Below are 24,365 nucleotides of genomic sequence, written 5' to 3' on the forward strand. Positions count from 1 at the left end.
CATCGCCTTACTCACTAGCCCGCGATCGGACCTGCCTCTCCCGTACCTGCTGTGGAGTGGCGTTGCGGTACTTCTTCATCATGGTGGTGAGGTGGCTTTGGCTCGAGAACCCGCTCAGATCGGCAATGTCGGTGATCGATATGCGCCTGTCGGCAAGCAGCTTTTCGGCATAGTCCAGACGAAGGGTGAGGACGTATTGATGCGGCGAAACGCCGAACGTTTTGGAGAAGGCCCGGGCGAAATGATAGGGGGACAAATCGCATACCGCTGCCATCTCCGCGAGGGAGAGCTTGCGCGAAAAGTTCCTGTTCAAGAATTGCTGCGCCAGCCGGGTGCAGCTGATCGACAGCCCGCCCTTTGCGTTGAGCAGCGGCCGTTTCTCAGCAGGGATTTCCGAAAACCAGGCTGGCAGATCATCATCACGCCGCAACTCGGACTCCTGATGCTCAGCCCTCCGCAGCCTTGGCCCAACCTTAGAGGGCGTTTTTGGTTCCCTGGTCACAATAATTCGTGATCGCACGTGCTGTCGGCGCTATCGAGTTTGCCCCCCGGCAACAGCACGTCAAAGGCCATGATTTGGCGCGTTCGGTATTTCATGAAATTGCGGTTCAGCAATGAAAAAGTTCCGTTGCGAAAACTTTGGTAGCCGCCGAAGCGATCCAGTCGTCGCGAGGTAAGATTCAGTCGTCGAACGGTAACAGCGACAGACCCGTCGCAGGTCGGGGACTGACTGAACGCGCAAGCACGTCGGCAGCGATGGCGACCAAGCCGCCGCTGGGAACATGCCGTCGCGCATCTCGATTCCCGTCAATCACGGATCGGCAACAGAGAGCAGCCGCCGGAACGGCCATCGAGGCATGATGGAACCGATCGGCTGTGGCTCGGTCAGCGTCCCCGGGCGAGACTCCCCAGGATGCCGCGCACGATGGCGCGGCCGACGGAGGAGCCGACCGAGCGCACCACCGACTTGATGGCGGCTTCGGCAACGGTCTGGCGATTGGAAGAGCGCCGGTTGCCTGTTCCGAGGACATCGTCGAAGCCGGGGATCGTCCAGCGCGAGCCGCCGCTGTTCTGCTGCGGCGCCTGCGCCTCGGCGTCCTGTGCTTCTTTCGCCTTCTTCTGCAGCATCTCGAAGGCCGATTCGCGATCGATCACTTGGTCGTATTGGCCGGCGACCGGGCTCTCGGCGATGATCTTGCGGCGCTCGTCCGGCGTGATCGGCCCAAGCCGCGAGGATGGCGGACGGATCAGCGTGCGCTGGACCATCGCCGGCACGCCTTTGTCTTCCAGCATCGAGACCAGCGCCTCGCCGGTGGCGAGCTGGGTGATGGCGGTGGCGCAGTCGAAATCGGGATTGGGCCGGAATGTATCGGCCGCCGTGCGCACCGCCTGCTGTTCGCGCGGCGTATAGGCGCGCAGCGCGTGCTGGACGCGATTGCCGAGCTGGGCCAGCACCTTTTCCGGGATATCCAGCGGGTTTTGGGTGACGAAATAGACGCCGACGCCCTTGGAACGGATCAGCCGCACCACCTGCTCGACGCGGTCGATCAGCACTTTCGGCGCGTCCTCGAACAACAGATGCGCCTCGTCGAAGAAGAAGACCAGCTTTGGCTGGTCGAGGTCGCCGACCTCGGGCAGTTCCTCGAACAGCTCCGACATCAGCCAGAGCAGGAAGGTGGCGTAGAGCCTGGGGTTCATCATCAGCTTGTCGGCGGCCAGAACGCTGACCGCGCCGCGGCCATCGCGCGTCGTGCGCATGATATCGGCAATGCGCAGCGCCGGCTCGCCGAAGAAATTGGCGGCGCCCTGCTGCTCGAGCACCAGCAGCGTGCGCTGGATGGCGCCCACGGAAGGCTTCGTAACGTTGCCGTAGCGGGCGCTGAGCTCGTCGGAGCGCGCGGCGATGTTGGCAAGCAGCGCCTGCAAATCCTTGAGGTCGAGCAGCAGCAGGCCTTCCTCGTCGGCGATGCGGAAGGCGATGTTCATGACGCCTTCCTGAGCGTCGGTGAGGTTCATCAACCGTGACAGCAACAGCGGTCCCATCTCGGAGATGGCGGCGCGAATCGGATGACCCTGTTCGCCGAACAGGTCCCAGAAGATGACCGGGAATTCCTGGAACTGGTAGGGGTCGAGCTTGACCTCAGCGGCGCGTTTGACCAGGAAATCCTTGGTCTCGCCCATCATGGCGATGCCGGAAAGGTCGCCCTTGATGTCGGCGCAGAAGACCGGCACGCCGGCATTGGAAAAGCCCTCGGCCAGGACCTGCAGGCTGACCGTCTTGCCGGTTCCGGTCGCGCCGGTGACAAGGCCGTGGCGGTTGCCGTAACGCAGCAAGAGCTCTTCGGCCCGCTGGTAGGTATCGTCCGGCTTGCGGCTGGCGCCGATGAAGATGCTGGTCTCGTCAGCCATATATCCGGTCTCCGCAATCAGTTCCGTCGAAAAGCCTTTTGCGAGGTATAGTCAGGCGAGGCCCAAGCGACAATGCCAGAACGGTAGCTGCCGAAATTGGGGCGACTGCCAAAATCGGCCTTTGGCGCTTGCGCATTTTGCCCATGTTTGGCAATCGGTTGACGTACCGCACCGGAACATGGCCGGGTGGCACATTGTGATATCCGCCCGGGGACCCTAGATTGACCCTACGGGCTGATGTGGTTGGCCGATGCGGCCAACAGACGAGGAGAGCGATGGGCGCCGGCGCCACGACCAGGGATGTCGACCTTCCGAACCCGGATGCCAAGCGCTGGCTGGCGCTGGCCGAGAAGGCGCTTGCCGACGGCTCTTTCGAAGACAAGCTCGTTTCCCATACCGATGACGGCATCCGCATAGAACCGCTCAGCCAACGCTCTGCGACCGCCGAACCCTTGCTGCGCACCAATCCGACCGCGCCATGGATCATCAGCCAGCGTGTCGACGATCCGGATATCGCGCGGGCCAGCGCTCAGGCGCTGGAAGACATCGCACAGGGCGCCACCGGCCTGTCGCTGGTCTTCGAAGGCGCGCCGAACGCCTTCGGCTATGGCCTGCCGCGCACCGCCGAAGCGCTGGAGGCCGTGCTCGACGGCGTGCCGCTCAACCGCGTGCAGGTGCGCATCGATGCGCACCCCTGGAGCCGCGCGGTGGCCGACTGGCTGCTCGCCTTCCTGAGCAAGCGCCGCTCCGATCCGACCAAGCTCAATCTGTCCTTCGGCATCGACCCGGCCGCGATCTTCGCCGGCACCGGCCGGCTGCGCACCTCGATCGAGGCGCTACAGGAATCGATGCCGCAGTCGCTGGCGCATTTCTTCGCCATGGGCGTGCCCGGCGTGCTGCTCGAAGCCGACGGCCGCGTGTTCCACAATGCCGGCGCCACCGAGGCGCAGGAACTCGGCACCATGATGGCCTCTGCGGTCTCTTATCTGAGGATGTTCGAGAAGGCGCGCCAGCCGCTGCTCTACGCGGCGCCGCATATCGGCTTCGCGCTCAGCGTCGACCAGGATCAGTTCCTGTCGATCGCCAAGGTGCGGGCACTGCGCAAGCTCTGGGCGCGCATCCAGGAGACCTGCTCGATCCCGGCCTCGACGGCAAGCGTGCATGCCGAGACCTCCTATCGCATGATGACGATGGCCGATGCCGAGACCAACATCCTGCGCACCGCGATCGCGGCCTTCGCCGCGGCGACCGGTGGCGCGGATTCGATCTCCATCCTGCCGCACACCATCGCGCATGGCTTACCGGCTGGCTTTGCCCGCCGCGTTGCCCGCAACGCGCAGCTGGTGATGGCGCATGAAAGCCACCTCTATCATGTCGCCGATCCGGTCAGCGGCTCCGGCGCGGTCGAGACGCTGACCGATGAGCTTTGCGCCAAAGCCTGGGAGGAATTCCAGCGCATCGAAGCCGAAGGCGGCGTGCTCGACAGCCTGCAGCAGGGCTATATCCAGAACCGCGTACAGATGGCCGCTGCCAAGCGCTACGCCACCTATCGGGCAGGCGAACGCGGCATCGTCGGCACAACGCTGTTCCGTGCGCTGAATGAACGCCCGGTCGAGACACTGCCGGCGGAACGGCGGCCGGCGCTGACCGAAGGCGTTGCCACGTGCGAGCCGCTGTTTGCGGTGCGCATCGATCAGTCGATCGGGGCCGGCTCATGATCCCGGATTTCAGCGGGATCGGCTGGTCGGCGCCCAGGCGCGCGCCGGTCGAGCTCAAGGGCCAGCGGATGACGCCGGAAGGCATCGCGGTCAAGCATCTCTACGGCCAGGGCGACCTCAAGGGTCTGGCCAATCTCGACACCTATCCGGGCTTGCCGCCCTTCGTGCGCGGCCCCTACCCGACCATGTATGTCCAGCAGCCCTGGACAATTCGTCAGTATGCCGGCTTCTCGACGGCGGAAGAATCCAACGCCTTCTACCGGCGCAATCTCGCCGCCGGCCAGAAGGGACTGTCGGTCGCCTTCGACCTTGCCACCCATCGCGGCTATGACAGCGACCATCCGCGCGTTGCCGGCGATGTCGGCATGGCCGGCGTCGCGATCGATTCCATCCTCGACATGCGCCAGTTGTTCGACGGTATCCCGCTGAACGAAATGACGGTGTCGATGACCATGAACGGCGCCGTGCTGCCGATCATGGCCTTATACATCGTGGCGGCGGAGGAACAGGGCGTCGCGCAGAAGGATCTGGCCGGAACCATTCAGAACGACATCCTGAAGGAGTTCATGGTCCGCAACACCTACATCTATCCGCCGAAGCCATCGATGCGGATCGTGTCGGACATCTTCGCCTATACTTCCAGGCATATGCCGAAGTTCAACTCGATCTCGATTTCCGGCTACCACATGCAGGAAGCCGGCGCGACGGCGGACCTCGAACTCGCCTACACCATTGCCGACGGCATCGAATATGCCCGCGCCGGCGTCGCCGCGGGCCTTGATATCGACCGCTTCGCGCCGCGGCTGTCGTTCTTCTGGGCGATCGGAATGAACTTCTTCATGGAGGTTGCCAAGCTCAGGGCCGCGCGGCTTTTGTGGTCGAGCCTGATGAAGAAGAATTTCGCGCCGAAGGACGAGCGCTCGCTGTCGCTGCGCACCCATTGCCAGACCTCCGGCTGGTCGCTGACGGCGCAGGACCCCTACAACAACATCACCCGCACCATGATCGAGGCGATGGCGGCGACGCAGGGCCATACGCAGTCGCTGCACACCAATTCCTTCGACGAGGCGATGGCGCTGCCGACCGACCATTCGGCGCGTATCGCCCGCAACACGCAGCTTATCCTGCAAAAGGAATCCGGCACCACGCGCCTGATCGATCCGTGGGGCGGCTCGGCCTATGTCGAGCGGCTGACGCATGACCTGGCGGCGCGGGCGCTTGCCCATATCGAGGAGGTCGAAAGCCTCGGCGGGATGGCGGCGGCGATCGAGCAAGGCATCCCCAAGCTGCGCATTGAGGAAGCGGCGGCGCGGACCCAGGCGCGCATCGATTCCGGCGAGCAGATTCTGGTCGGCGTCAACGCGCACCGGCCGCAGACCGACATCGAAGTCGACGTGCTGAAGATTGACAATGCCGAGGTGAAGGCCAGGCAGTTGGCGAAGCTGCAGCGGCTGAAGGGCACGCGCGACGTCGGCGCGCTCGAGGATGCGCTGGCCGCGCTCGGCCGCGCCGCCGAAAGCGGTGAGAACCTGCTTGAAGTCGCGATCCGCGCCGCGCGCGCCAACGCCACGGTCGGCGAAATCTCACTGGCGCTGGAAAAGGTCTTCGGCCGCCACGCGGCCACCGTGCAGACGATCTCCGGCGTCTATCGCGACGCGCTCGGCGACAATCCGACGGTCGACCGGCTGCAGGAAAAGATCGAGGCGTTCGAGAAGAAAAACGGCGGCAAGCCGCGCATCCTGGTCGCCAAGATGGGCCAGGATGGTCACGACCGCGGTCAGAAGGTCATTGCCAGCGCCTTTGCCGATCTTGGCTTCGACGTCACCGTCGGGCCGATGTTCCAGACGCCGGACGAAATCGCGAGGCTGGCCGTCCAGCACAATGTCGACATCATCGGCGCCTCGTCCTTGGCCGCCGGGCATCTGACGCTGATACCGGAGCTCAAGGACGCGCTGAAGAAGCTCGGCCACGGCGACATGCTGATCGTCGCCGGCGGCGTCATCCCGCCGCAGGATTTTGACGCGGTGCTGGCGGCGGGAGCTGCCGAGATTTTTCCACCGGGGACGGTGATCCCGGAGGCGGCGGATAGGTTGATGGATCGGCTGCTGGCGGATAGCTAACGCCGTTATAATCTCTGTTGCAACATTTAGAGCTTGATGTTATAATTGGCGTTGCAACAGGACAATCCGGTCATGAACACCACCATTCGAAAGATTGGTAACTCCGAAGGTCTGATTTTGCCAAAAGAGCTTCTCGATCGTTTGAATTTGAAGGCGGGCGACAACGTGGTCGTGGTTCAAGAGGGCCAAGAGCTTCGCTTGCGCCGCTTAGAAGACTCTGCCGAAGAATTCGAGCGCAAGATGAAGATCGCGCGCGAGCGGATGAAGAAGTACGAGGTCGCCTACCGCGCTCTCGCGAAATGACGGAACATCATTCGCGAGAGTTCGTGGAGGCGATGCATGCCGAGCAGTTACGCCTCCACGGTGGCGCATCGGGCATCCGCGACGAAGGTATGTTGGAATCGGCACTCGCTCGTCCGCAGCAGAAAGAGGCATATGGGGGGCCGGATCTTTGCGAACTCGCCGCCGCCTACCTCTTCGGTATCGCAAAAAACCATCCGTTCGTGGACGGTAACAAGCGCACCGCCTTTGCCGCAGCCGATCTCTTTCTGTATTTCAACGGGCTAAGCGTCGAAGCCGAGCAGCAGGAAATCATCCAACTGGTAATGATGGTCGCCGCTGGCGAGATCGACGAGGCTGGGGCCGCGGCATTCTTCCGCGACCACACGGTCAAGCTCGAAGGCTAACCCTAGCCCTTGTCCGAGAGCTTGACGATTTCCCATTCCTTACCGTTGACGGTGGCGACGTCGCCGACTTTCTTGCCGAACAGCGCAACCGCCAGCGGCGAGACGTGGGAAATGCTGCCCTTCGTCGGGTCGGCCTCGTCCTCGCCGACGATCTTCCAGTGCACCTTCTTACCGTCGTCGGCTTCCAGCGTGACGCCCATGCCGAAGCGGACCACGTCGCTGCCGGGCTCCGGCACGGAGAGTTCGGCGCTCTCTCGCCGCGCGGTCCAGTAGCGCAGGTCGCGCGACACCACAGCCAGGCGCTCGCGGTCGCCCTGGCGTTCGGCCTTGGCAAGGATGTCGCGCAGATCGGCGAGATTGTCCTCGATCATCGCCAGGCCGCGCTCCGTCACCAGGTTGCGGTGCGTGCTGACCGGACGTTCGCCGACGCCGGCAATGGCGTTTTCGCTGTCTTCTTCGCGTGTAAAAGCTCTGCTCATGCGATGAACTTAGGGCGGGCGCGGGCGCTGTACAAGCGATTTGGCGGCGAGTCCGGCCTTGGCACGATTCCTGCGACCGACAGGCAAAGCCTGGGCCGATGCCGGGCGAAACGCCTGGACCTGTGCCGATGTTGAACAGACGCGCCCTGCTCACCCAGACCGCCGGCTTCGCCGTCGCCGGGCTTTGCCTCGGCAAGGCATCGGCCAAGACGCTGCCCGGCATCGAGATGGCCGCCATGCGCGGCTCGATCAATGCAACCGAGCTTGGCGTGCAGCCGGGCGCCTTGGACGACCAGAGCAAGGCTTTCACCAAGATGCTGGCCGAGGCCAGCGCGCGCGACGCGCCGATCGCGCTGCCACCCGGCACCTATCTCGTCTCCAACCTGAAGCTGCCGGCCCGCGTGCGGCTGTCGGGTGTGCCCGGCGCGACGCGCATCGTCTATGGCGGCAACGGCCATCTGATGATGGCCGAGCAGGCCGAGCATATCGAACTCACCGGCCTGGTCTTCGACGGCAGCAATCGGTGGCTGGGCGACTATACGCAAGGCCTGCTGGACCTGCGCCGCGTCGCTCATCTGGTCATCGACAATTGCCAGGTCACCGGCAGCGGCAAGAGCGGCCTTGCCTTGGAGCACGTCGCCGGCCGTGTCGGCCGCTCCGATATCTCGGGCGCGGCGGATGCCGGCATCTATTCGGTCGAGGCCGGCGGGCTGGAGGTCTCCGGCAATACGGTTTCGGACTGCGCAAATGGCGGCATCCTGGTGCATCGCTGGCAAGCGGCGGAAGACGGCACCATCGTCAGCGGCAACCGCGTGCAGCGGATCGGCGCCAAGAGCGGCGGCACCGGCCAGAACGGCAACGGCATCAATGCTTTCCGCGCCGGCAATGTCATCATTTCGGGCAATGTCGTCTCCGATTGCGCGTTTACAGCGATCCGCGCGAACAGCGCCAGCAACCTGCAGATCACCGGCAACACCTGCTCGCGCTCGGGCGAGACCGGCATCTATTCGGAGTTTTCCTTCGAAGGCGCGATCCTCAGCAACAATCTGGTCGACGGCGCCGCCAATGGCATCTCGATCGTCAACTTCAACGAAGGCGGCCGCATGGCGGTGTGCGCCAACAACATCGTGCGCAACCTGACGACCGTCGGCCCCTACGCCGCCGACCCGCCCGGTTTCGGCGTCGGCATCAGCGCCGAGGCCGACACCACGGTGTCGGGCAATGTCGTTGAGGGCGCGCCGCTCTACGGCATGCAACTCGGCTGGGGTCCCTATCTGCGCAATGTCGTGGCCACCGGCAACATCATCCGCAAAGCGGGAACCGGCATCGTCGTCAGCGTCGTCGAGGGCTCCGGCAGCGCCGTCATCTCGGACAATGTGATCGACGGCGTGAAGAATGGCGCCATCATCGGCCAGCGCTGGGCCGAGCCGGTGACCGGCGACCTCGCCAAATCAAGCGACAGCGGCTACGCGCATCTGACCGTCGAGCGCAACAAGGTCAGCTAGCAAGCGCGCTTGCACGACGCGTATGTCCTAATTCGAAGCCACGATAATATGCGCCTGGATCTTGGCGGCCACCTCGCCATGGCCATGCCTTTCGGCAAGCGCGGCGGCGGCATAGTCGGTCGCGGCTTCAAGTTTTTCCGGATCCCTGGCTTCGATTTCGGTACGCAGAACCGTGCCCCGACAATAAGCAACGGCCGGAACGCGCGGCGACGAGGCGCGGCTCTGCTCGGCCCTCGTCTCGATCGCCACATCGGCGAAACCCGCGGCCCGCAGATCGCCGCGGATCAGGTCCTTGTCGTGGTAGCCATGCGGCGTGCGCGCCAGGAAGCGCGGCGGATCGTCCGGGAAAATCCTGGCGAGAGCGTTCGTGACATCGTTGGCGAATATGTTCTCCTCGATGCGGTCCCATACATTGAACAAGAAGCGTCCGCCCGGTTTCAGGACCCGCTTTGCCTCGCGATAGGCTGCCGGCCGGTCGGGAAAGAACATCGCGCCGAACTGGCAACAGACGAGGTCGAATGCAGCGTCTTCGAACGGCAGCTTCATGGCGTCCGCCTGGCGCCATGTGAGGCGGCTGTCGGCGCCCTGGCGCGAGGCAGCGTAGTCGAGCATCGGCTGATTGAGGTCGGTCACGACATAGCGTGCTTCGGGCGAGAGCTTCGTTGCCAGGGCGCGGGTGACGACCCCGGTGCCCGCGGCTATTTCCAGAACGGCCAAGGGTGAGAAGGCCGCCGCCCGTCGCGCAATATCCGTGGCATACGGTTCGAAAATCAGCGGCACCATATGGCGATCGTAGTTTTCCGGGATCGACCCGGCAAACACCTTGTCCGCTTCCAGCATGGTCAGCACCCGCCGTTTGATTGGTGAAAGACGCTAGCAAAAATATGGACACGTTGCTGTACGGTTTCGTCGCAGAACCGGCGTTTTCCGAGTCGTCGGCGGCCAAAATAGGGGATTCCAGAATTAGATACACGTTGTGTATGCAAAGATGCTATCTTGGTAACGGAAGGATTTTGCCATGGCCGCCAAGAACCAGGACACCCACGCCAAGCCCGTCAATCTGCGCATCCGCGAGGATGTTCGCACGCTGATCGACCGCGCCGCAAAGATACGTGGGAAGACCCGCTCCGACTTCATGATCGACGCCGCTTACCGCGCAGCCGAAGACACGTTGCTCGACCAGACGCTCGTCAAGGTCGATGCCGAGAGCTATCAGCACTACCTCGATATCCTCGATCGGCCACCGAGCGGCGAGGGATTTGCCCGCCTGATGAACGCGCCCAAACCCTGGCTGGACTAATGCTTTCGGCGCCAATCCTTCTTGCCGACAGCCACGAACTCGATCTTTTTCAAAGCGGAGCCGACAGCCTAGATCAATGGCTTCGAAGGCGGGCGCGCGCCAATCAAGTGAGCGGCGCGTCCAGAACCTATGTGATTGCGGAAAGCACGCGCGTCGTCGGTTATTATTGCCTTTCGTCAGGCGCGCTCGACCTGGCGGACGCGCCCGGTTCGATCCGCCGCAATATGCCCGATCCCGTGCCCATAGCCGTACTTGGCCGCCTGGCTGTCGATGCAAGCTGGCAAGGCAAGGGCTTGGGCGTCGCTCTGCTACAGGACGCGGTGCTGCGGACAAGTCAAGCGGCGGCCATTCTTGGCATTCGCGGTCTGTTGGTTCATGCCATATCGGAAGAGGCCAAAGCGTTTTATGAACATTATAGCTTCCAGGATTCGCCAAAAAATCCGATGACTTTGGTGCTATCGCTTAAGGTGGCTCCCAAGGAGTAATATCATCGTCTGTTGCGGCTCACCCGAGATACGGCCAGCGACTGTTCGTGTGCGGAGATCCACGCGCCAAAACGCGTCGCGCTGAAACGGATTCAGGCGACGCGCTTTAAGCCTTTGCTTGATGCATGTCGTTGTCCCAGAACCGCTGCACACTTCTGGGCGACATGCATCAGTTCCGCGCCGCTGTCGGCCGCAACAACCCGACCTTGGCGCCGATGCGGCTTTCTATCGGCGGGCGGGCAAATTCGCTGAGCTTTGCGGCCAGGGCCTCGTCCGCCCGCAGCAGCTTTGCCAGCACGGAAGCGACCATGACCTCGGCGGCGCGGGCGGCGCCGTCATCGCATTTCAGCGCGATGCCGAGGCCAAGCTCCGGTACCGCCGCGCAATAGACCCCCTCGGCGCCGGTCTTGACGAAGATGCGGCCCGGTGCCGCCTGCATCAGCGCGACATCGGCCTTGCCCGTGCCGGCGACCAGGAAGGGCTCGGCCATGCAGGCCGACAAAAGCCGGTTCGCCGCCTTGGCGCGCTCAGGCGCAAAGCCCCTGCCCGTCGCCATGCGGGCAAAACCCAGCGCAAGGTTTTTCAGCGGCACGGCATAGGTCGGGATTGAGCAGCCGTCGGTCGCGCTGTTGTCGGCGTCGTGGGCAACGCCGGTCACCGACTGCATAGCGTCGCGCACCATCTCCTGAAAGGCGTGGCCGGCCTTGACGTAGCCCTGATGGGCGATGCCGGAGTGGACGCAGGTGCAGAGAAAACCGGAATGCTTGCCGGAGCAGTTGTTGTGCAAGGCGTTCGGCGAGCCGCCGGCACGCGCCAACGCGATCGTGGCGTCATGGCTCGACGGCCAATGCGCACCGCATTCGAGCGCAGTCCGGTCGAGACCAGCCTTGGCGAGCATGGCCGTAGCCAGTTCGACGTGCACGGGTTCGCCGGAATGCGAGGCGCAGGCCAGCGCCAGTTCGCGGTCGCCGAAGCCATAGGCGTCGGCAGTACCCGATTCGACCAACGGCAGCGCCTGGATCGCCTTCACCGCCGAGCGCGGGAACACCGGGCGCGTTGCGTCGCCGATTTCCAGGAAGGGCTTGCCGTCGGCATCGAAGACCGCAACGGCGCCGCGATGGGCGCTCTCGACAATTGCCCCGCGCAGAACTTCGACCAGAACCGGATTTGTCATGGATCCCCCGAAAAATCGGGCAGGTTCTACCTGATCCGGTCGAGAATGGAAACGTAGTTGGCGACCGCCGCGCCGCCCATGTTGAAGATACCGCCGAGCTTGGCGCCCGGCACCTGGATGCCGCCGGCCTCGCCAGTCAACTGCATGGCGGTGAGCACATGCATCGACACGCCGGTGGCGCCGATCGGGTGGCCCTTGGCCTTCAACCCGCCGGATGGGTTGACCGGCAGGCGTCCATCCCTGGCCGTCGTCCCGTCCAGCGCCAGCTTGGCGCCCTCACCCGGCTTGGCCAGGCCCATCGCCTCGTATTCGATCAGCTCGGCGATGGTGAAGCAGTCATGCGTCTCGACAAAGGAAAGATCGTCGAGCGTGACGCCCGCCTTCTTCAGCGCCTGGTTCCAGGCCTGCTCGCATCCCTCGAAGGAAAGGATGTCGCGCTTCGACATAGGCAGGAAATCCTGGACATGCTCATTGGCGCGGAAGGTGACGGCGCGACGCATCCTCAGCGCCGTTGCGGTGTCGGTGAGCACGAGTGCCGCGGCACCGTCAGACACCAGCGAGCAGTCGGTGCGCTTCAACGGACCGGCGACAAAGGGATTCTTCTCGCTTTCCTGACGGCAAAATTCGTAGCCGAAATCCTTGCGCATCTGGGCATAAGGATTGTCGACGCCGTTTTTGTGGTTCTTGGCGGCAATCATTGCCAGCGCATCGGACTGGTCGCCGTAGCGCTGGAAATAGGCCTGAGCGATCTTGCCGAAGACGCCGGCAAAACCCGCCGGCGTCTCGCCATCCTCGGGCAGGTAGGAAGCCTTGAGCAGGTTCTTGCCGATCTCAGGTCCTGGCGTCGTCGTCATCTGCTCGGCGCCAACGACCAGCACGATGCGGGCGGCGTTGGCGTCGATGGCGCGGATGCCCTGCCGGACGGCGGCCGATCCGGTGGCGCAGGCGTTCTCGACCCGCGTCGCCGGCTTGAAGCGCAGCCGGTCGTCGGCCTGCAGCACGAGGCTGGCGGTGAAATCCTGCGGCGAGAAACCGGCGTTGAAATGGCCAAGCACGATCTCGTCGACATCGTCCGGGCCGATGCCGGCATGGTCGAGCGCCTCGACGGCGACCTTGGTGATCAGGCTCTCCAGCGTCTCGCCTTCAAGCTTGCCGAAGCGCGAATGCGCCCAGCCGACGATGCATGCGGTCATGGCGGTCTCCATCCTTGGGCGCCAGCCTAGCATATGGGCCCGTGGCGCAATTCGCCTTTATTGTTCAAATATAAACAATCGTCCCCATCTCGAAAAGAGCCGGAAGCAGACAATCGCTTGGTGCAGGTACCATTGGCGCGATTTTTTGTTGATTGACGCGTCAATAAAAAATAATCTCTCCGCAAAAGCCGGAAACAGCATGCCGAAAATCGGAATGGAGCCATTGCGTCGCAAGGCGCTGATCGACGCGACGATCTCCGCGATCGGCGAGCGCGGTTCGCTGGATGTCACCATGTCGGAGATCGCTGGCCGCGCCGGCGTATCGTCGGCGCTGGCGCATCACTATTTCGGCGCCAAGGACGAATTGCTGTTTGCAACGATGCGTCACATCCTGGCCGAGCTCAACGCCGATACGCGGCGTGCGTTTCGTTCTGCCGTCTTGCCGCGCCGGCGCGTCTCGGCAGTGGTCGCGGTCAGCTTCTCCGACGAGCAGTTCCAGTCCGAGATCATAGCCGCTTGGCTCGCCTTCTATGTCGAGGCGCAAAAATCAACCGAGCTGCGCCGCCTGCTGCGCATCTATGCCCGGCGGCTGCATTCCAACCTGATGAGCGGGCTGACCGGCATCCTGCCGCGGGCCGAGGCCGATCGCGTCGCGGAGGCGACCGCGGCGTTGATAGACGGCCTTTACATCCGGCGGGCGCTGAAAGCTGGCGTGCCTGATGCTGCGACCGCGATCGCGCTCATCGAAGACTATCTCGAAACCAAGCTCAGCGGACGGAGCCTGCCTTGACGACCAGACGACCGAATTTCCTGATCGTCATGGTCGATCAGCTCAACGGCACGTTCTTTCCGAACGGGCCGGCCGATTTCCTGCATGCGCCGCATCTGAAGGCACTGGCGGCCCACTCGGCGCGATTTGCCAACAACTACACCGCATCGCCGCTCTGCGCGCCGGGCCGCGCCTCGTTCATGAGCGGACAATTGCCGTCGCGCACGCAAGTCTACGACAACGCGGCCGAGTTCGCGTCTTCGATCCCGACCTATGCGCATCATCTGCGCGGCGCCGGCTACCACACGGTGCTGTCGGGCAAGATGCATTTCGTCGGGCCTGACCAGTTGCACGGTTTCGAGGAGCGCCTCACCACCGACATCTATCCCGCCGATTTCGGCTGGACGCCGGATTACCGCAAGCCCGGTGAACGCATCGACTGGTGGTACCACAATCTGGGTTCGGTCACCGGCGCCGGCATCGCCGAGATCACCAACCAGATGGAGTATGACGACGAGGTCGCCTTCCATGCCGTGCAGAGGCTCTACGATTTCTCCCGCACGTCGGATGACGCGACGCGCCGGCCCTGGTGCCTGACGGTCTCCTTCACCCACCCGCACGACCCCTATGTCGCGCGGCGCAAATACTGGGACCTTTATGAGGATTGCCCGGCACTGGAGCCGGAAGTCGGCTTCATTCCCTACGACAGACAGGATCCGCATTCGAAGCGGCTCTATAAGGCTTCGGACTACGACAGTTTCGACATCACGCCGGAGCAGGTCCGCCGTTCGCGGCGCGGCTATTTCGCCAACATCTCCTATCTCGACGATAAGGTCGGCGAGTTGCTGTCGGTGCTTGAACGCACCCGCATGCTCGATGACACGATCGTGCTGTTCTGCTCCGACCACGGTGACATGCTTGGCGAGCGCGGCCTGTGGTTCAAGATGAACTTCTATGAAGGCTCGGCGCGAGTGCCGCTGATGATGGCCGGCAAGGGCATCGAGGCCGGGCTGATCGGCGCGCCCGTCTCCAACCTCGATGTCGCGCCGACGCTGTGCGACCTCGCCGGTATCGATATGAGCGCGATCGCGCCGTGGACCGATGGCCAGTCGTTGTTGCCGCTCCTCGACGGCAAGGAACGTTCCGAGCCGGTGCTGATGGAATATGCCGCCGAGGGCTCCTACGCGCCGATGGTGGCGATCCGCGAGGGCAAATACAAATTCGTCCATTGCGAGATCGATCCGTCACAACTGTTTGATATCGAATCCGACCCACGGGAATTGAACAACCTCGCCAACGACCCGGCGCATGCGGAGGTGGTGGCGGGCTTCATGGAAAAGGTCCGGGCGCGCTGGGACATGGCGAGCTTCGACGCCGCCGTGCGCGAAAGCCAGGCGCGCCGCTGGGTGATCTATCCGGCGCTGCGCAACGGCGCCTACTACCCATGGGAGTTCCAGCCGCTGCAAAAGGCGTCGGAACGCTACATGCGCAATCATATGAACCTCGACAACCTCGAAGACAGCAAACGGTATCCGCGAGGCGAATGATGGCTGATATTCTCGTTCCCACCATCGACCATCTGAAACAGGCCTATGCCGTCACCTCGATGGCGACGCAGGTGACGCCGCTGCTGGAGTCGGCCGCGCTGGCCAAAGAAACCGGCGCTGCGCGTGTCTTCGTCAAGCCGGAATCGCTGCAATGGGCCGGCTCCTTCAAGGTGCGCGGCGCCTATTGGCGGCTGAAGCGGCTGTCGCCCGACGAGGCGAGCCAAGGCGTCGTCGCCTACTCCTCCGGCAATTTCGCGCAGGGGCTGGCTGCCGCCGGCCAGGCGCTCGGCATTCCCGTCACCATCGTCATGCCGATCGATGCGCCGGCCGCCAAGCGCGATGCCACCGCCGGCTATGGCGCGCGCGTGGTGCTGACCGACCATGGCGAGCGCGCCCGCGAAGAGGTCGCGGCTGCCAAGGCGCGCGAGATCGCCGAGACCGAGCACATCACCTTGCTCCACCCTTTCGATGATCCCGAGATCGTCGCCGGCCAGGCAGGCGCCGGGCTGGAGGCGCTCGACCAGTTGGCGGCGAAGAGCGCGCATGCCGACCTTGTGTTCTGCTCGGTCGGCGGCGGCGGGCTGATCGGCGGCGTCTCGCTTGCCTTCCATTATCTGTCGCCCAAGACCGAGATCATCGCGGTCGAGCCGGAAGGCTTCAACGGCATGGGCTCCTCGCTGGCGCATGGCGCGATCGAGACCATGCCGATCGGACCGAAATCGATCTGCGACGGGCTGATGTCGCGACGTCCAGGCGACGCGCCGTTCGCGGCGGTCAAGGCTGCCGGCGTGCGCGGCATTACCGTAGACGACGCCTCGGTGCGGCGGGCCATGAAGATTGCCTTCGAGCGGATGAAGCTGGTGTTGGAGCCGTCGGGCGCGGCATCGCTCGCCGCCCTTCTCGGCGGCAAGGTGGATGTGGCGGGCAAGACCGTCCTCGTTGTGGCTACCGGCGGCAATGTCTCGCTCGCCGATTTTATGGCGCATATGAACAATGCTTGAAGCGGATTTCGTCATCATCGGCTCCGGCTCGGCAGGCTCGGCCATGGCCTACAGGCTGTCGGAGGACGGCAAGAACTCGGTAATCGTCATCGAGTTCGGCGGCACCGATATTGGGCCGCTGATCCAGATGCCGTCGGCGCTGTCTATTCCGCTCAACATGAGCCTTTACGACTGGGGTTTCGCCAGCGAGCCGGAACCGCATCTGGGCGGCCGCGTGCTCGCCACACCGCGCGGCAAGGTGATCGGTGGTTCGTCCTCGATCAACGGCATGGTCTATGTGCGCGGACATGCGCATGACTTCGACCATTGGGCCGACCAGGGGGCTGCCGGTTGGGGCTTCGCCGACGTGCTTCCCTATTTCAAGCGCATGGAAGATTCCGACGGCGGCGAGGACGGCTGGCGCGGTCACGGTGGGCCGCTGCATGTGCAACGCGGCACGCGCAACAATCCGCTCTACGGCGCTTTCGTCGAGGCCGGCCGCCAGGCCGGGTTCGAGCTGACCGACGACTACAACGGCTCCAAGCAGGAAGGATTCGGAGCCATGGAACAGACCATCCTGGGCGGTCGTCGCTGGTCGGCGGCGAACGCTTATCTCAAGCCGGCTCTCAAGCGTGGAAATGTCCGCGTGGTCAAGGGTTTCGCCCGGCGCGTGGTGATCGAGAATCAACGCGCCGTCGGCGTCGAGATCGAAGCTCACAAACAGATTCAGGTCGTTAAGGCGCGGCGTGAGGTGATCGTCGCCGCCTCATCGATCAACTCGCCGAAGATCCTGATGCTGTCCGGCATCGGCCCGGGCGCGCATCTGCAGGAAAACGGCATCGCGGTGGTCGCCGATCGTCCAGGCGTCGGAGCCAATCTGCAGGACCATCTGGAGCTCTATATCCAGCAGGAAGCGACCAAGCCGATTACGCTGAACTCGGTGCTCAACCCGTTCTCCAAGGCGCTGATCGGCGCCCAGTGGCTGTTCTTCAAGACCGGACTTGGCGCCACCAACCATTTCGAAGCCGCCGCCTTCGTGCGCTCGCAAGCCGGGGTCGACTATCCCGATATCCAATATCACTTCATTCCGGCGGCGGTGCGCTATGACGGCAAGGCGGCGGCGAAGTCGCATGGCTTCCAGGCGCATGTCGGACCGATGCGTTCGAAGTCGCGCGGTTCGGTAACATTGCGCTCGCCCGACCCGAAGGCGAAGCCGGTGATCCGCTTCAACTACATGTCGCATCCCGACGACTGGAGCGAGTTCCGCCACTGCATCCGGCTGACGCGCGAGATCTTCGGTCAGAAAGCCTTCGATGCCTTCCGCGGCAAGGAGATTTCGCCGGGCAGCCACGTGCAGAGCGACGATCAGCTCGACGCCTTCATCCGCGAGCACGCCGAGAGCGCCTACCACCCCTGCGGCACCTGCAGGATGGGCCGCGCCGACGATCTGACCAGCGTCGTCGATCCGGAATGCCGGGTCATCGGCGTCGAAGGCCTGCGGGTGGCGGACTCCTCGATCTTCCCGCGCGTGACCAACGGCAATCTCAACGCGCCGTCGATCATGACCGGCGAGAAGGCGTCGGACCATATCCTTGGCCGCACGCCGCTGGCGCCATCCAACCAGGAACCCTGGATCAATCCGCGCTGGCAGGTGGCGGACCGATAGGGCATTGTCCGACAAAACGCTCCGCCACAGCGACTAGATTTTGGAGAAGCCCATGCGCGCTCAGCCAACGGCATCGCACTATGTCAACGGCCGCTACATCGAGGACGAAGGCGGCGCGCCCTTGCCGGTGATCTATCCGGCGACCGGCGAGGTCATCGCCACGCTGCATTCGGCGACGCCGAACGTGCTGGAGTTGGCTATCGAAGCCGCCCGTGCCGCGCAGCCGGCCTGGGCGCGGATGAAGCCGGTCGAGCGCGGCCGCATCCTGCGTCGCGCCGCCGACATTTTGCGCGCACGCAATGCCGATTTGGCGCGCATCGAGACACTCGACACCGGCAAGGCGATCCAGGAGACACTGGTGGCGGACGCGCCTTCGGCCGCCGATTGCCTTGAATATTTCGCCGGCGCGGTTGCGACCTTCAACGGCGAGATGATCGATCTCGGCGGACCCTTCGCCTATACGCGCCGTGAAGCGCTTGGCGTCTGCGTCGGCATCGGCGCCTGGAACTATCCGATCCAGATCGCCGGCTGGAAGTCGGCGCCGGCGCTCGCCATGGGCAATGCCATGGTGTTCAAGCCGTCGGAAAACACGCCGCTGTCGGCGCTGGCGCTGGCCGAGATCTACTCGGAGGCCGGCCTGCCGGACGGGCTGTTCAACGTCGTACAAGGCTATGGCGATGTCGGCGCCGGCCTCGTCGGCCATGATGTCGTGGCGAAGGTCTCGGTGACCGGCTCGGTGCCGACGGGCCGCAAGGTGCTGTCGCTCGCCGGCTCGAAGATGAAGCATGCCACGATGGAGCTCGGCGGCAAGTCGCCGCTGATCGTCTTCGACGACGCCGACCTTGAGAACGCCATCAGCGGCGCCATGCTCGGCAATTTCTATTCGACTGGCCAGATCTGCTCGAACGGCACACGCGTCTTCGTGCAGGCGGGCCTGCATGACCGCTTCGTCGACCGGCTGGTCGAGCGGACGAAAAAGATCCGCATTGGCGATCCGCTCGACCCCGAAACGCAGATGGGGCCGCTGGTCAACAAGGCGCAGCAGGACAAGATCGTCTCCTACATCGAAGCCGGCAAGCAGGGCGGGGCGACGCTCGCCTGCGGCGGGAACGTGCCGGCGCTGCAGGGCTTTGATGGCGGCTTCTTCATCGAGCCGACGGTGTTCACCGGCGTGACGGACACCATGCGCATCGCGCGTGAAGAAATCTTCGGGCCGGTGATGAGCGTGCTGAAGTTCGACAGCGAGGACGAAGTGATCGATCGCGCCAACGATACCGAATTCGGCCTTGCCGCCGGCGTGTTCACGCGCGACCTGCCGCGCGCCCACCGCGTGATCGCCGAGCTGCAGGCCGGCACCTGCTGGATCAACGCCTACAATCTGACGCCGGTGGAAATGCCCTTCGGCGGCGTCAAGCAATCCGGCATCGGCCGCGAGAACTCGCTGGCCGCGCTGGCGCACTATTCGCAGATCAAGGCCGTGTATGTCGAGACCGGGGACGTGGCGAGCCCCTATTGAGGTCACGAGCCGCCGCGGCAGGCCGATACCACTATTCGCCCCGCCGCGATTTGCCGTAGGCTTCCCGGTGCGCGAGAATTAGGGAGGCCTGCATGACGGGCGAAGCCAAGCGAACCACCGTTTTGCCGCTGCTGCTCGGCTTCAACGGCGGCTATGTCGATACGATGGGTTTCCTGGCGCTCCAGGGGCTGTTTACGGCGCATGTCACCGGCAATTTCGTAACGCTTGGCGCCTCTCTGGCGCTCGGCACATCGGGCGCGCTGTCGAAGCTGCTTGCGCTGCCGGTGTTTTGCGTGGTGGTGGTGCTCAGCCGGCTGTTGTCGCACGCGCTTAGAAGCAGGGAGCTTCCGGTTTTTCGCTCGCTGCTGGCGATCAAGCTCGTCTTGCTGGTCGCAGCCGCCGTCCTGGCGGTTCGACTGGGGCCTTTCCCGGATGGCGACCATTGGGCGGCCATCGTCACGGGGATGACATTGGTCTCGGCGATGGCCGTTCAGAACGCCGCGCAGCGCGTCCATCTCGCCAGCCTGCCGCCATCGACGCTGATGACTGGCACCACAACGCAGATCATGCTCGATCTGGCCGACCTGATCCACGGGTCGTCCGCGCAGGATACGGCCGCATCACGAGCGCGCCTCAAGCGAATGTCGGTCATGGTGGCCGTCTTCGCGCTCGGATGCGGGGTCGCCGCGCTGCTCCACGTACAGATCGGGGTCTGGTCATTCGCGCTGCCGCCGATCGTGGCGCTTGCATCGCTGGCTGTGCGAGAGAGCGCATCTGGGGCAACACCGTGACTGAACAGCGGCAAACGAAGCTAGTCGTTTTGCGTGATGATATCCGCAAAGGACAGGAAAGCGGACTTGGCATTCCGGTGTCGGAGGTTCTTGACCGGCTGGAAGCAAAGTACCGCGAGCCACAGCCGAAAGAAGAGTCCAAGCCCTTGTAGGCTGGCGCGAGGGAACGAGACGTATGGTCCCTTCCTCACCCCTTTCCCGCCGTCCCATCCAGATATTGCGTCAGCGCATAGACCAGATGGTAGAAGATGCTGGCCGGCACGTCGGTCGCCAGCGAGCGGCCGCGTTCGTCGATGCGGTCGATCCACAGGCCGAGCGGCGCCGGATCGATGTGCCAGCGGAACAGCCGGCCGACACGCGCCTCGATCTCCGGCTTGAGATCCGGGCCTCCCGACCCGTCTAGCGCGATCGCGGCCTTGATCGCCTCTGCCTGCGGCCAGCTGCGCGAGACCGTGTCGAGCGGCAGGCCCTGACGCGAGACGGCGCCATAGGCCAACCCGGTGGCGCGGTTGAGGCCGTTGGCGATGGCGGAAGCATAAAGCTTGCGGGCAAAAGCGGTGAGCTCGCTCTGGCCGCTGCGGCCGGCGAAGTCGACAACAAGCGAGGCCCATTCGAAATGATGGCCGGGCTCGGTCCAGTTGCCTTTGTCGCCTATGGCTGGCTTCCAGCCTTCATCGAAATATTCGCCCAGCGTCCAGCTTTCGGCGTCGAAGAAATGGCTGCGGAAAAGATCCACGATGCGCGCGGCGCGGCGCAGATAAGCGCGATCGCCGGTCGCCTGGTGCCAGGCGAGAAAAGCCTCCAGGAAATGCATATGCGGGTTGGAGCGTCGCTCGCCGGCGCCGTCCGAGGTTTCGAGGAAGCCGGTCATGCGGCTGTCCTCAAGATGCGCATCGAGGAAGGCGAACGTCTCCTCGCCGAGCCGCAGCGCGTCGGGGTGGCCCGAAATGTGGGCGTGCGCCAGGGCCAGAAGCACACAGGAATGGTCGTAGGCGTCCTCGACGGGATCGGCGACCGAACCGTCGATGTTGAGCGTACGCACCCAGCCGCCACGTTCGGTACGGCCCTTGCCGGCCATGAAGTCGATGCCGTGAGCGATCAGCCGATCGGCCGGGCCATCCCAGCCACGCTCCTTGGCGACCGCGAAGGCATAGACCTGACGCGCCTGCGTGCGCATGCGCTTGAGCTTCATCAATGGCGAGGCATCGAAAGCGAGAGCCTCGTGAAAGCCGCCATAATGCTCGTCGACGCCCGACGTCGACCACAGCGGCAGCGTCTCGTCGAACAGCCAGTGATGCACACGCCGTTGCCAGGCGCCGCTCTCGATGACGCGGTCCGGCGCCGGCGTAAAGCGGGTCTCCAGCCGGCCGGATTTCTCCAGCTGCTCGACGATCTTCTTGACGTGCTGGCTATGGCTGACCGGGGCGACAAACGTGGCATCGGCCGTCGACACGATGGCCACATCCTTCATGCCGATCGCCGACAGCAGGCGGCCCTCGCTGCGGATATAGGAGTTCTCGCAATCGATGGCGACGACATCGCCTACGATGACATTGCCTTGGCTGTCGGACGGACCGACATCGAGCAGCGACTGCCAGGAACCGAGATCGTTCCAGCGAAAGCCGGCAGGCACCATGGCGATGCCGCTCGCCCGCTCCATGACGGCGTAGTCGATCGAGGTCGACGGGATCGCCGTATAAAGATCCAGCGGCATGTAAAGGCCGGACAGATCGCTGATCGCCGCTTTGTAAGCCGCTTCGGTCGTCTGCCAGATATCGGGCGCAAAAGCCGCGAAAGCATCGCGCATCGCGCCGGCGCGAAACAGGAAGATGCCAGTGTTCCAATAAAATGTCCCGGCCGCGAGATAGCTTTGCGCCGTGGCGAGATCGGGCTTCTCGACGAAGCGCGAAACGTCGAACACGCCGTCTCTGTCCGCCGCGACCTCGATATAACCGTAGCCGGTCTCGGGCTGGGTCGGCTTGAGGCCGAACACCACGAGACGGCCGGCATTTGCGGCCGCCGCGCCCACCTCGATGCTCTGCCAGAACTTGCGCGGCGTCGATATCTCATGGTCGGAGGGCACGACCAGCACCAGTTCGTCGCCGAACTCCGAGAGCGTGCGCAGGCTGGCCAGCGCCACGGCGGCTGCCGTGTTGCGCCCCGTTGGCTCGAACAGCGGACCGCCGCCGGAAAGATCGAGGCCGGCGAGGTCGGCATGGACGCGCTCGGCGTGACGCTCGGCGGCGATCAGGAAAATCGGCGTTTCGCCATCCGGCCGCGCCTTGAGCCGGCGCAAGGTCTTGGCCAGCATCGAGCCGTCGCCGGAAAAGTCATGGAACTGCTTGGGATTGTCCTCGCGCGACAGCGGCCAGAGCCGCGAGCCGACGCCGCCGCTCATGACAAAACTGACAATGCGTTGAGGCAAGACTCAGGAACTCCAGGCAGCCGGGGCTCGTTTTAGAGCAAATTCCAGGACAAGTGTGAAACGGTTTTCCATCCGCGGTTGCATGGAAAACAAAGAGCTAAAGGTTCGCCGTTTCCGTGAGACGGCGAACCGCCTAAGCGGGTTCAAGGTTGGTTACACAGACTGGAAGTGGTCGCTCGCGGACTGCCTGAATTTCCTGCCATCCGGACCATCGCGACGAAAGCCGGCGAAATGCGACAGAAGTGCTGCCATTGGCGCTTGCAGGATCGGAAGGCGGCGGCTATAAGCCCGCGGTCTGGTCACGGAGTGTAGCGCAGTCTGGTAGCGCACCTCGTTCGGGACGAGGGGGTCGCAGGTTCAAATCCTGCCACTCCGACCAGTCCGAAGTTTTCCCGCAATCGATGATTTTTGCAGTTGGTTCAGATGCTTGGCCGCATCTGCCGAAGAGAACGATTTAGGAACATGCGACGGCCGTGAGACCGTCTGACGTTTCAAATGAGACTTTCGCCATTCAGTGATGTCCAAGCGGCCTTGCAGGCGGCCTTTGAATGACGGAGTTAAGGCGCTGGAATGTCCTAGATCCTCGGCAGTTGGCATTTAACATTGGAGGTTGAGGTGCTATCTGTTTGAGTATGAGCATAGTTCGACATCAAGAAGGTCTCTAGCGTCATGTCAGCCAAAGCACCGGCAAAGGCAATTGCGAAACCAGCGATGAAGGCAGCCGGTAAACCAGCTGCGAAAGCAGCCGCTAAACCAGTGGCGAAAACTGCCGCTAAACCAGCGGCGAAGGCTGCCGCCAAACCGGCCGCGAAGGCTGCTGCCAGATCGGCTTCGTACAGCTTCGCTCAAAAGCCAGTTACAAAACCTGGCAGGATATCCGACCGCCAAGCGCTGGATGTGGTCAGTAACTATGTACGCAAGTACTCTCACTGACTATGGCATCGCGTGACGTCTTCATAAATTGCCCATTTGACGCCGCGTTTTCACCAGCCTTTCACGCCTTGATATTTGCAGTATTGGCCTGCGGGTTCCGCGCAAGATGTGCCCGAGAAATGGACGACGGTGCGGAAACTCGTATCGACAAATTATACAGAATTGTCGAACAAAGCCGCTATGGCATACATGATCTATCCCGGACCGAGAGTGACCCGGTCAGCGGCTTACCGCGTTTCAATATGCCACTGGAGTTAGGGATGTTTCTCGGAGCCAAGCGATATGGCGATGACAATCAGAAAAAGAAACGTTGTCTCATATTGGACGTAGCTCCTTTTCGATATCAACAATTCATCTCGGACCTCGCCGGAATGGATATCTCTGCTCATCAGGGAGAGCCAAGAACGATGGTTTCACGGGTGCGGGATTGGCTTGCAACGGTTTCGCGGCGGACCGCTATTCCCCCGCCAAATTTGGTTCTGGACAGCTTCGATAGATTCATTGCTGCGTTACCCAATCTGGCGGCACAGGCCGGGATAGATGCGGTTAATATTTTGTTCGCAGATTACGAGCGGCTCGTCTTAGCTTGGGTTCAAGCCGATCATGGTCGAGCTGCCTAGGGCCACTCGCCTTATTCCGGGCTCCGCTATCCATGCGCTCGACAGTGAG

23 protein-coding genes and 1 tRNA gene are annotated in these 24,365 nt (G+C 63.4%); 17 read left to right on the top strand and 7 right to left on the bottom strand.

Features of this window, described 5'->3' with window-relative positions; genetic code table 11:
- Positions 1–7: 7 nt before the first annotated feature.
- Positions 8–430: a helix-turn-helix domain-containing protein gene (locus AB6802_RS26340; protein WP_371013127.1), complete on the bottom strand. Its 423-nt coding sequence runs from the start codon at positions 428–430 to the stop codon at positions 8–10.
- Between the two features lie 455 nt (positions 431–885).
- On the bottom strand, positions 886–2,409 hold the full coding sequence (locus AB6802_RS26345) for a helicase HerA-like C-terminal domain-containing protein (RefSeq protein ID WP_371013128.1): 1,524 nt from the start codon (positions 2,407–2,409) through the stop codon (positions 886–888).
- 275 nt (positions 2,410–2,684) lie between these two features.
- Between AB6802_RS26345 and AB6802_RS26350 the strand changes: the two genes are divergently transcribed.
- The 4 genes from AB6802_RS26350 to AB6802_RS26365 all read left to right on the top strand — a co-directional run bounded on the left by AB6802_RS26350 (position 2,685) and on the right by AB6802_RS26365 (position 6,933).
- Positions 2,685–4,127 (top strand): methylmalonyl-CoA mutase family protein, encoded by a 1,443-nt coding sequence (locus AB6802_RS26350; RefSeq protein ID WP_371013129.1) that lies wholly within the window; start codon positions 2,685–2,687, stop codon positions 4,125–4,127.
- The gene (gene scpA / locus AB6802_RS26355) at positions 4,124–6,247 is read left to right on the top strand and encodes a methylmalonyl-CoA mutase (protein ID WP_371013130.1); all 2,124 of its coding nucleotides are present in this window, start codon (positions 4,124–4,126) and stop codon (positions 6,245–6,247) included. Before AB6802_RS26350 ends, scpA begins: the two co-directional genes overlap by 4 nt.
- Positions 6,248–6,319: 72 nt before the next feature.
- A complete protein-coding gene (locus AB6802_RS26360; RefSeq protein ID WP_059189028.1) occupies positions 6,320–6,550 on the top strand; it encodes an AbrB/MazE/SpoVT family DNA-binding domain-containing protein in 231 nt (76 codons plus the stop codon).
- A complete protein-coding gene (locus AB6802_RS26365; protein WP_371013131.1) occupies positions 6,547–6,933 on the top strand; it encodes a type II toxin-antitoxin system death-on-curing family toxin in 387 nt (128 codons plus the stop codon). Before AB6802_RS26360 ends, AB6802_RS26365 begins: the two co-directional genes overlap by 4 nt.
- 2 nt (positions 6,934–6,935) lie before the next feature.
- On the opposite strand, the gene greA is transcribed toward AB6802_RS26365, so the two are convergent.
- A complete protein-coding gene (gene greA, locus AB6802_RS26370; protein ID WP_371013132.1) occupies positions 6,936–7,412 on the bottom strand; it encodes a transcription elongation factor GreA in 477 nt (158 codons plus the stop codon).
- 128 nt (positions 7,413–7,540) lie between these two features.
- Here greA and AB6802_RS26375 point away from each other — a divergent pair, with 128 nt between their 5' ends.
- Entirely contained in the window at positions 7,541–8,917 is a 1,377-nt protein-coding gene (locus AB6802_RS26375; RefSeq protein WP_371013133.1) for a TIGR03808 family TAT-translocated repetitive protein, read from the top strand.
- 27 nt (positions 8,918–8,944) lie between these two features.
- Here AB6802_RS26375 and AB6802_RS26380 read toward each other — a convergent pair whose 3' ends face one another.
- Positions 8,945–9,757: a class I SAM-dependent methyltransferase gene (locus AB6802_RS26380; protein ID WP_371013134.1), complete on the bottom strand. Its 813-nt coding sequence runs from the start codon at positions 9,755–9,757 to the stop codon at positions 8,945–8,947.
- 178 nt (positions 9,758–9,935) lie between these two features.
- On the opposite strand from AB6802_RS26380, the gene AB6802_RS26385 reads away from it, so the two are divergent.
- Both AB6802_RS26385 and AB6802_RS26390 read left to right on the top strand, forming a co-directional pair.
- Positions 9,936–10,217, top strand: coding sequence for a DUF1778 domain-containing protein (locus tag AB6802_RS26385; protein ID WP_371013135.1), 282 nt, complete (start codon positions 9,936–9,938; stop codon positions 10,215–10,217).
- Complete coding sequence (locus tag AB6802_RS26390; RefSeq protein WP_371013136.1) at positions 10,217–10,702, top strand: GNAT family N-acetyltransferase; 486 nt, start codon at positions 10,217–10,219, stop codon at positions 10,700–10,702. Before AB6802_RS26385 ends, AB6802_RS26390 begins: the two co-directional genes overlap by 1 nt.
- Positions 10,703–10,871: 169 nt before the next feature.
- Here the strand turns inward: AB6802_RS26390 and AB6802_RS26395 are convergent, their stop codons facing one another.
- Both AB6802_RS26395 and AB6802_RS26400 read right to left on the bottom strand, forming a co-directional pair.
- A complete protein-coding gene (locus AB6802_RS26395; RefSeq protein ID WP_371013137.1) occupies positions 10,872–11,876 on the bottom strand; it encodes an asparaginase in 1,005 nt (334 codons plus the stop codon).
- Between the two features lie 26 nt (positions 11,877–11,902).
- Positions 11,903–13,069: an acetyl-CoA acetyltransferase gene (locus tag AB6802_RS26400; protein ID WP_371013138.1), complete on the bottom strand. Its 1,167-nt coding sequence runs from the start codon at positions 13,067–13,069 to the stop codon at positions 11,903–11,905.
- A 199-nt stretch (positions 13,070–13,268) separates the two neighbouring features.
- Here AB6802_RS26400 and betI point away from each other — a divergent pair, with 199 nt between their 5' ends.
- The 7 genes from betI to AB6802_RS26435 all read left to right on the top strand — a co-directional run bounded on the left by betI (position 13,269) and on the right by AB6802_RS26435 (position 20,490).
- A complete protein-coding gene (gene betI / locus AB6802_RS26405; RefSeq protein ID WP_371013186.1) occupies positions 13,269–13,859 on the top strand; it encodes a transcriptional regulator BetI in 591 nt (196 codons plus the stop codon).
- On the top strand, positions 13,856–15,385 hold the full coding sequence (gene betC, locus AB6802_RS26410; protein ID WP_371013139.1) for a choline-sulfatase: 1,530 nt from the start codon (positions 13,856–13,858) through the stop codon (positions 15,383–15,385). The genes betI and betC overlap by 4 nt, the downstream gene beginning before the upstream one ends.
- Entirely contained in the window at positions 15,382–16,386 is a 1,005-nt protein-coding gene (locus tag AB6802_RS26415) for a threonine/serine dehydratase (RefSeq protein WP_371013140.1), read from the top strand. Before betC ends, AB6802_RS26415 begins: the two co-directional genes overlap by 4 nt.
- The gene (gene betA, locus AB6802_RS26420; protein ID WP_371013141.1) at positions 16,379–18,031 is read left to right on the top strand and encodes a choline dehydrogenase; all 1,653 of its coding nucleotides are present in this window, start codon (positions 16,379–16,381) and stop codon (positions 18,029–18,031) included. Before AB6802_RS26415 ends, betA begins: the two co-directional genes overlap by 8 nt.
- A 52-nt stretch (positions 18,032–18,083) precedes the next feature.
- Positions 18,084–19,547 carry a betaine-aldehyde dehydrogenase gene (gene betB, locus AB6802_RS26425; RefSeq protein ID WP_371013142.1) on the top strand — a complete coding sequence of 488 codons (1,464 nt, stop codon included), beginning with the start codon at positions 18,084–18,086 and terminating at the stop codon, positions 19,545–19,547.
- A 92-nt stretch (positions 19,548–19,639) separates the two neighbouring features.
- A complete protein-coding gene (locus AB6802_RS26430) occupies positions 19,640–20,338 on the top strand; it encodes a YoaK family protein (protein WP_371013143.1) in 699 nt (232 codons plus the stop codon).
- Positions 20,335–20,490 carry a hypothetical protein gene (locus AB6802_RS26435; RefSeq protein ID WP_371013144.1) on the top strand — a complete coding sequence of 52 codons (156 nt, stop codon included), beginning with the start codon at positions 20,335–20,337 and terminating at the stop codon, positions 20,488–20,490. The genes AB6802_RS26430 and AB6802_RS26435 overlap by 4 nt, the downstream gene beginning before the upstream one ends.
- A 35-nt stretch (positions 20,491–20,525) precedes the next feature.
- Here the strand turns inward: AB6802_RS26435 and AB6802_RS26440 are convergent, their stop codons facing one another.
- The gene (locus AB6802_RS26440; RefSeq protein ID WP_371013145.1) at positions 20,526–22,763 is read right to left on the bottom strand and encodes an AGE family epimerase/isomerase; all 2,238 of its coding nucleotides are present in this window, start codon (positions 22,761–22,763) and stop codon (positions 20,526–20,528) included.
- Between the two features lie 302 nt (positions 22,764–23,065).
- Between AB6802_RS26440 and AB6802_RS26445 the strand changes: the two genes are divergently transcribed.
- The 3 genes from AB6802_RS26445 (at position 23,066) to AB6802_RS26455 (ending at position 24,316) form a co-directional block, all read left to right on the top strand.
- Positions 23,066–23,142: transfer RNA gene (locus AB6802_RS26445), tRNA-Pro, on the top strand.
- Positions 23,143–23,432: 290 nt separating this feature from the next.
- Positions 23,433–23,696 (top strand): hypothetical protein, encoded by a 264-nt coding sequence (locus AB6802_RS26450; RefSeq protein ID WP_371013146.1) that lies wholly within the window; start codon positions 23,433–23,435, stop codon positions 23,694–23,696.
- Positions 23,697–23,815: 119 nt separating this feature from the next.
- On the top strand, positions 23,816–24,316 hold the full coding sequence (locus tag AB6802_RS26455; RefSeq protein ID WP_371013147.1) for a hypothetical protein: 501 nt from the start codon (positions 23,816–23,818) through the stop codon (positions 24,314–24,316).
- The last annotated feature ends 49 nt before the right edge of the window (positions 24,317–24,365 follow it).

It is taken from the genome of Mesorhizobium sp. RCC_202, assembly GCF_041355295.1.
Taxonomy (GTDB): domain Bacteria; phylum Pseudomonadota; class Alphaproteobacteria; order Rhizobiales; family Rhizobiaceae; genus Mesorhizobium.

Coding starts and splice junctions, on each gene's coding strand:
- AB6802_RS26365 (WP_371013131.1), top strand. CDS start 6,547: ATGACGGAACATCATTCGCGAGAGTTCGTGGAGGCGATGCATGCCGAG.
- AB6802_RS26450 (WP_371013146.1), top strand. CDS start 23,433: ATGTCAGCCAAAGCACCGGCAAAGGCAATTGCGAAACCAGCGATGAAG.
- AB6802_RS26430 (WP_371013143.1), top strand. CDS start 19,640: ATGACGGGCGAAGCCAAGCGAACCACCGTTTTGCCGCTGCTGCTCGGC.
- AB6802_RS26380 (WP_371013134.1), bottom strand. CDS start 9,757: ATGCTGGAAGCGGACAAGGTGTTTGCCGGGTCGATCCCGGAAAACTAC.
- AB6802_RS26390 (WP_371013136.1), top strand. CDS start 10,217: ATGCTTTCGGCGCCAATCCTTCTTGCCGACAGCCACGAACTCGATCTT.
- betI (WP_371013186.1), top strand. CDS start 13,269: ATGCCGAAAATCGGAATGGAGCCATTGCGTCGCAAGGCGCTGATCGAC.
- betB (WP_371013142.1), top strand. CDS start 18,084: ATGCGCGCTCAGCCAACGGCATCGCACTATGTCAACGGCCGCTACATC.
- AB6802_RS26385 (WP_371013135.1), top strand. CDS start 9,936: ATGGCCGCCAAGAACCAGGACACCCACGCCAAGCCCGTCAATCTGCGC.
- scpA (WP_371013130.1), top strand. CDS start 4,124: ATGATCCCGGATTTCAGCGGGATCGGCTGGTCGGCGCCCAGGCGCGCG.
- betA (WP_371013141.1), top strand. CDS start 16,379: ATGCTTGAAGCGGATTTCGTCATCATCGGCTCCGGCTCGGCAGGCTCG.
- AB6802_RS26415 (WP_371013140.1), top strand. CDS start 15,382: ATGATGGCTGATATTCTCGTTCCCACCATCGACCATCTGAAACAGGCC.
- AB6802_RS26360 (WP_059189028.1), top strand. CDS start 6,320: ATGAACACCACCATTCGAAAGATTGGTAACTCCGAAGGTCTGATTTTG.
- greA (WP_371013132.1), bottom strand. CDS start 7,412: ATGAGCAGAGCTTTTACACGCGAAGAAGACAGCGAAAACGCCATTGCC.
- AB6802_RS26345 (WP_371013128.1), bottom strand. CDS start 2,409: ATGGCTGACGAGACCAGCATCTTCATCGGCGCCAGCCGCAAGCCGGAC.
- AB6802_RS26395 (WP_371013137.1), bottom strand. CDS start 11,876: ATGACAAATCCGGTTCTGGTCGAAGTTCTGCGCGGGGCAATTGTCGAG.
- AB6802_RS26455 (WP_371013147.1), top strand. CDS start 23,816: ATGGACGACGGTGCGGAAACTCGTATCGACAAATTATACAGAATTGTC.
- AB6802_RS26350 (WP_371013129.1), top strand. CDS start 2,685: ATGGGCGCCGGCGCCACGACCAGGGATGTCGACCTTCCGAACCCGGAT.
- AB6802_RS26400 (WP_371013138.1), bottom strand. CDS start 13,069: ATGACCGCATGCATCGTCGGCTGGGCGCATTCGCGCTTCGGCAAGCTT.
- AB6802_RS26375 (WP_371013133.1), top strand. CDS start 7,541: ATGTTGAACAGACGCGCCCTGCTCACCCAGACCGCCGGCTTCGCCGTC.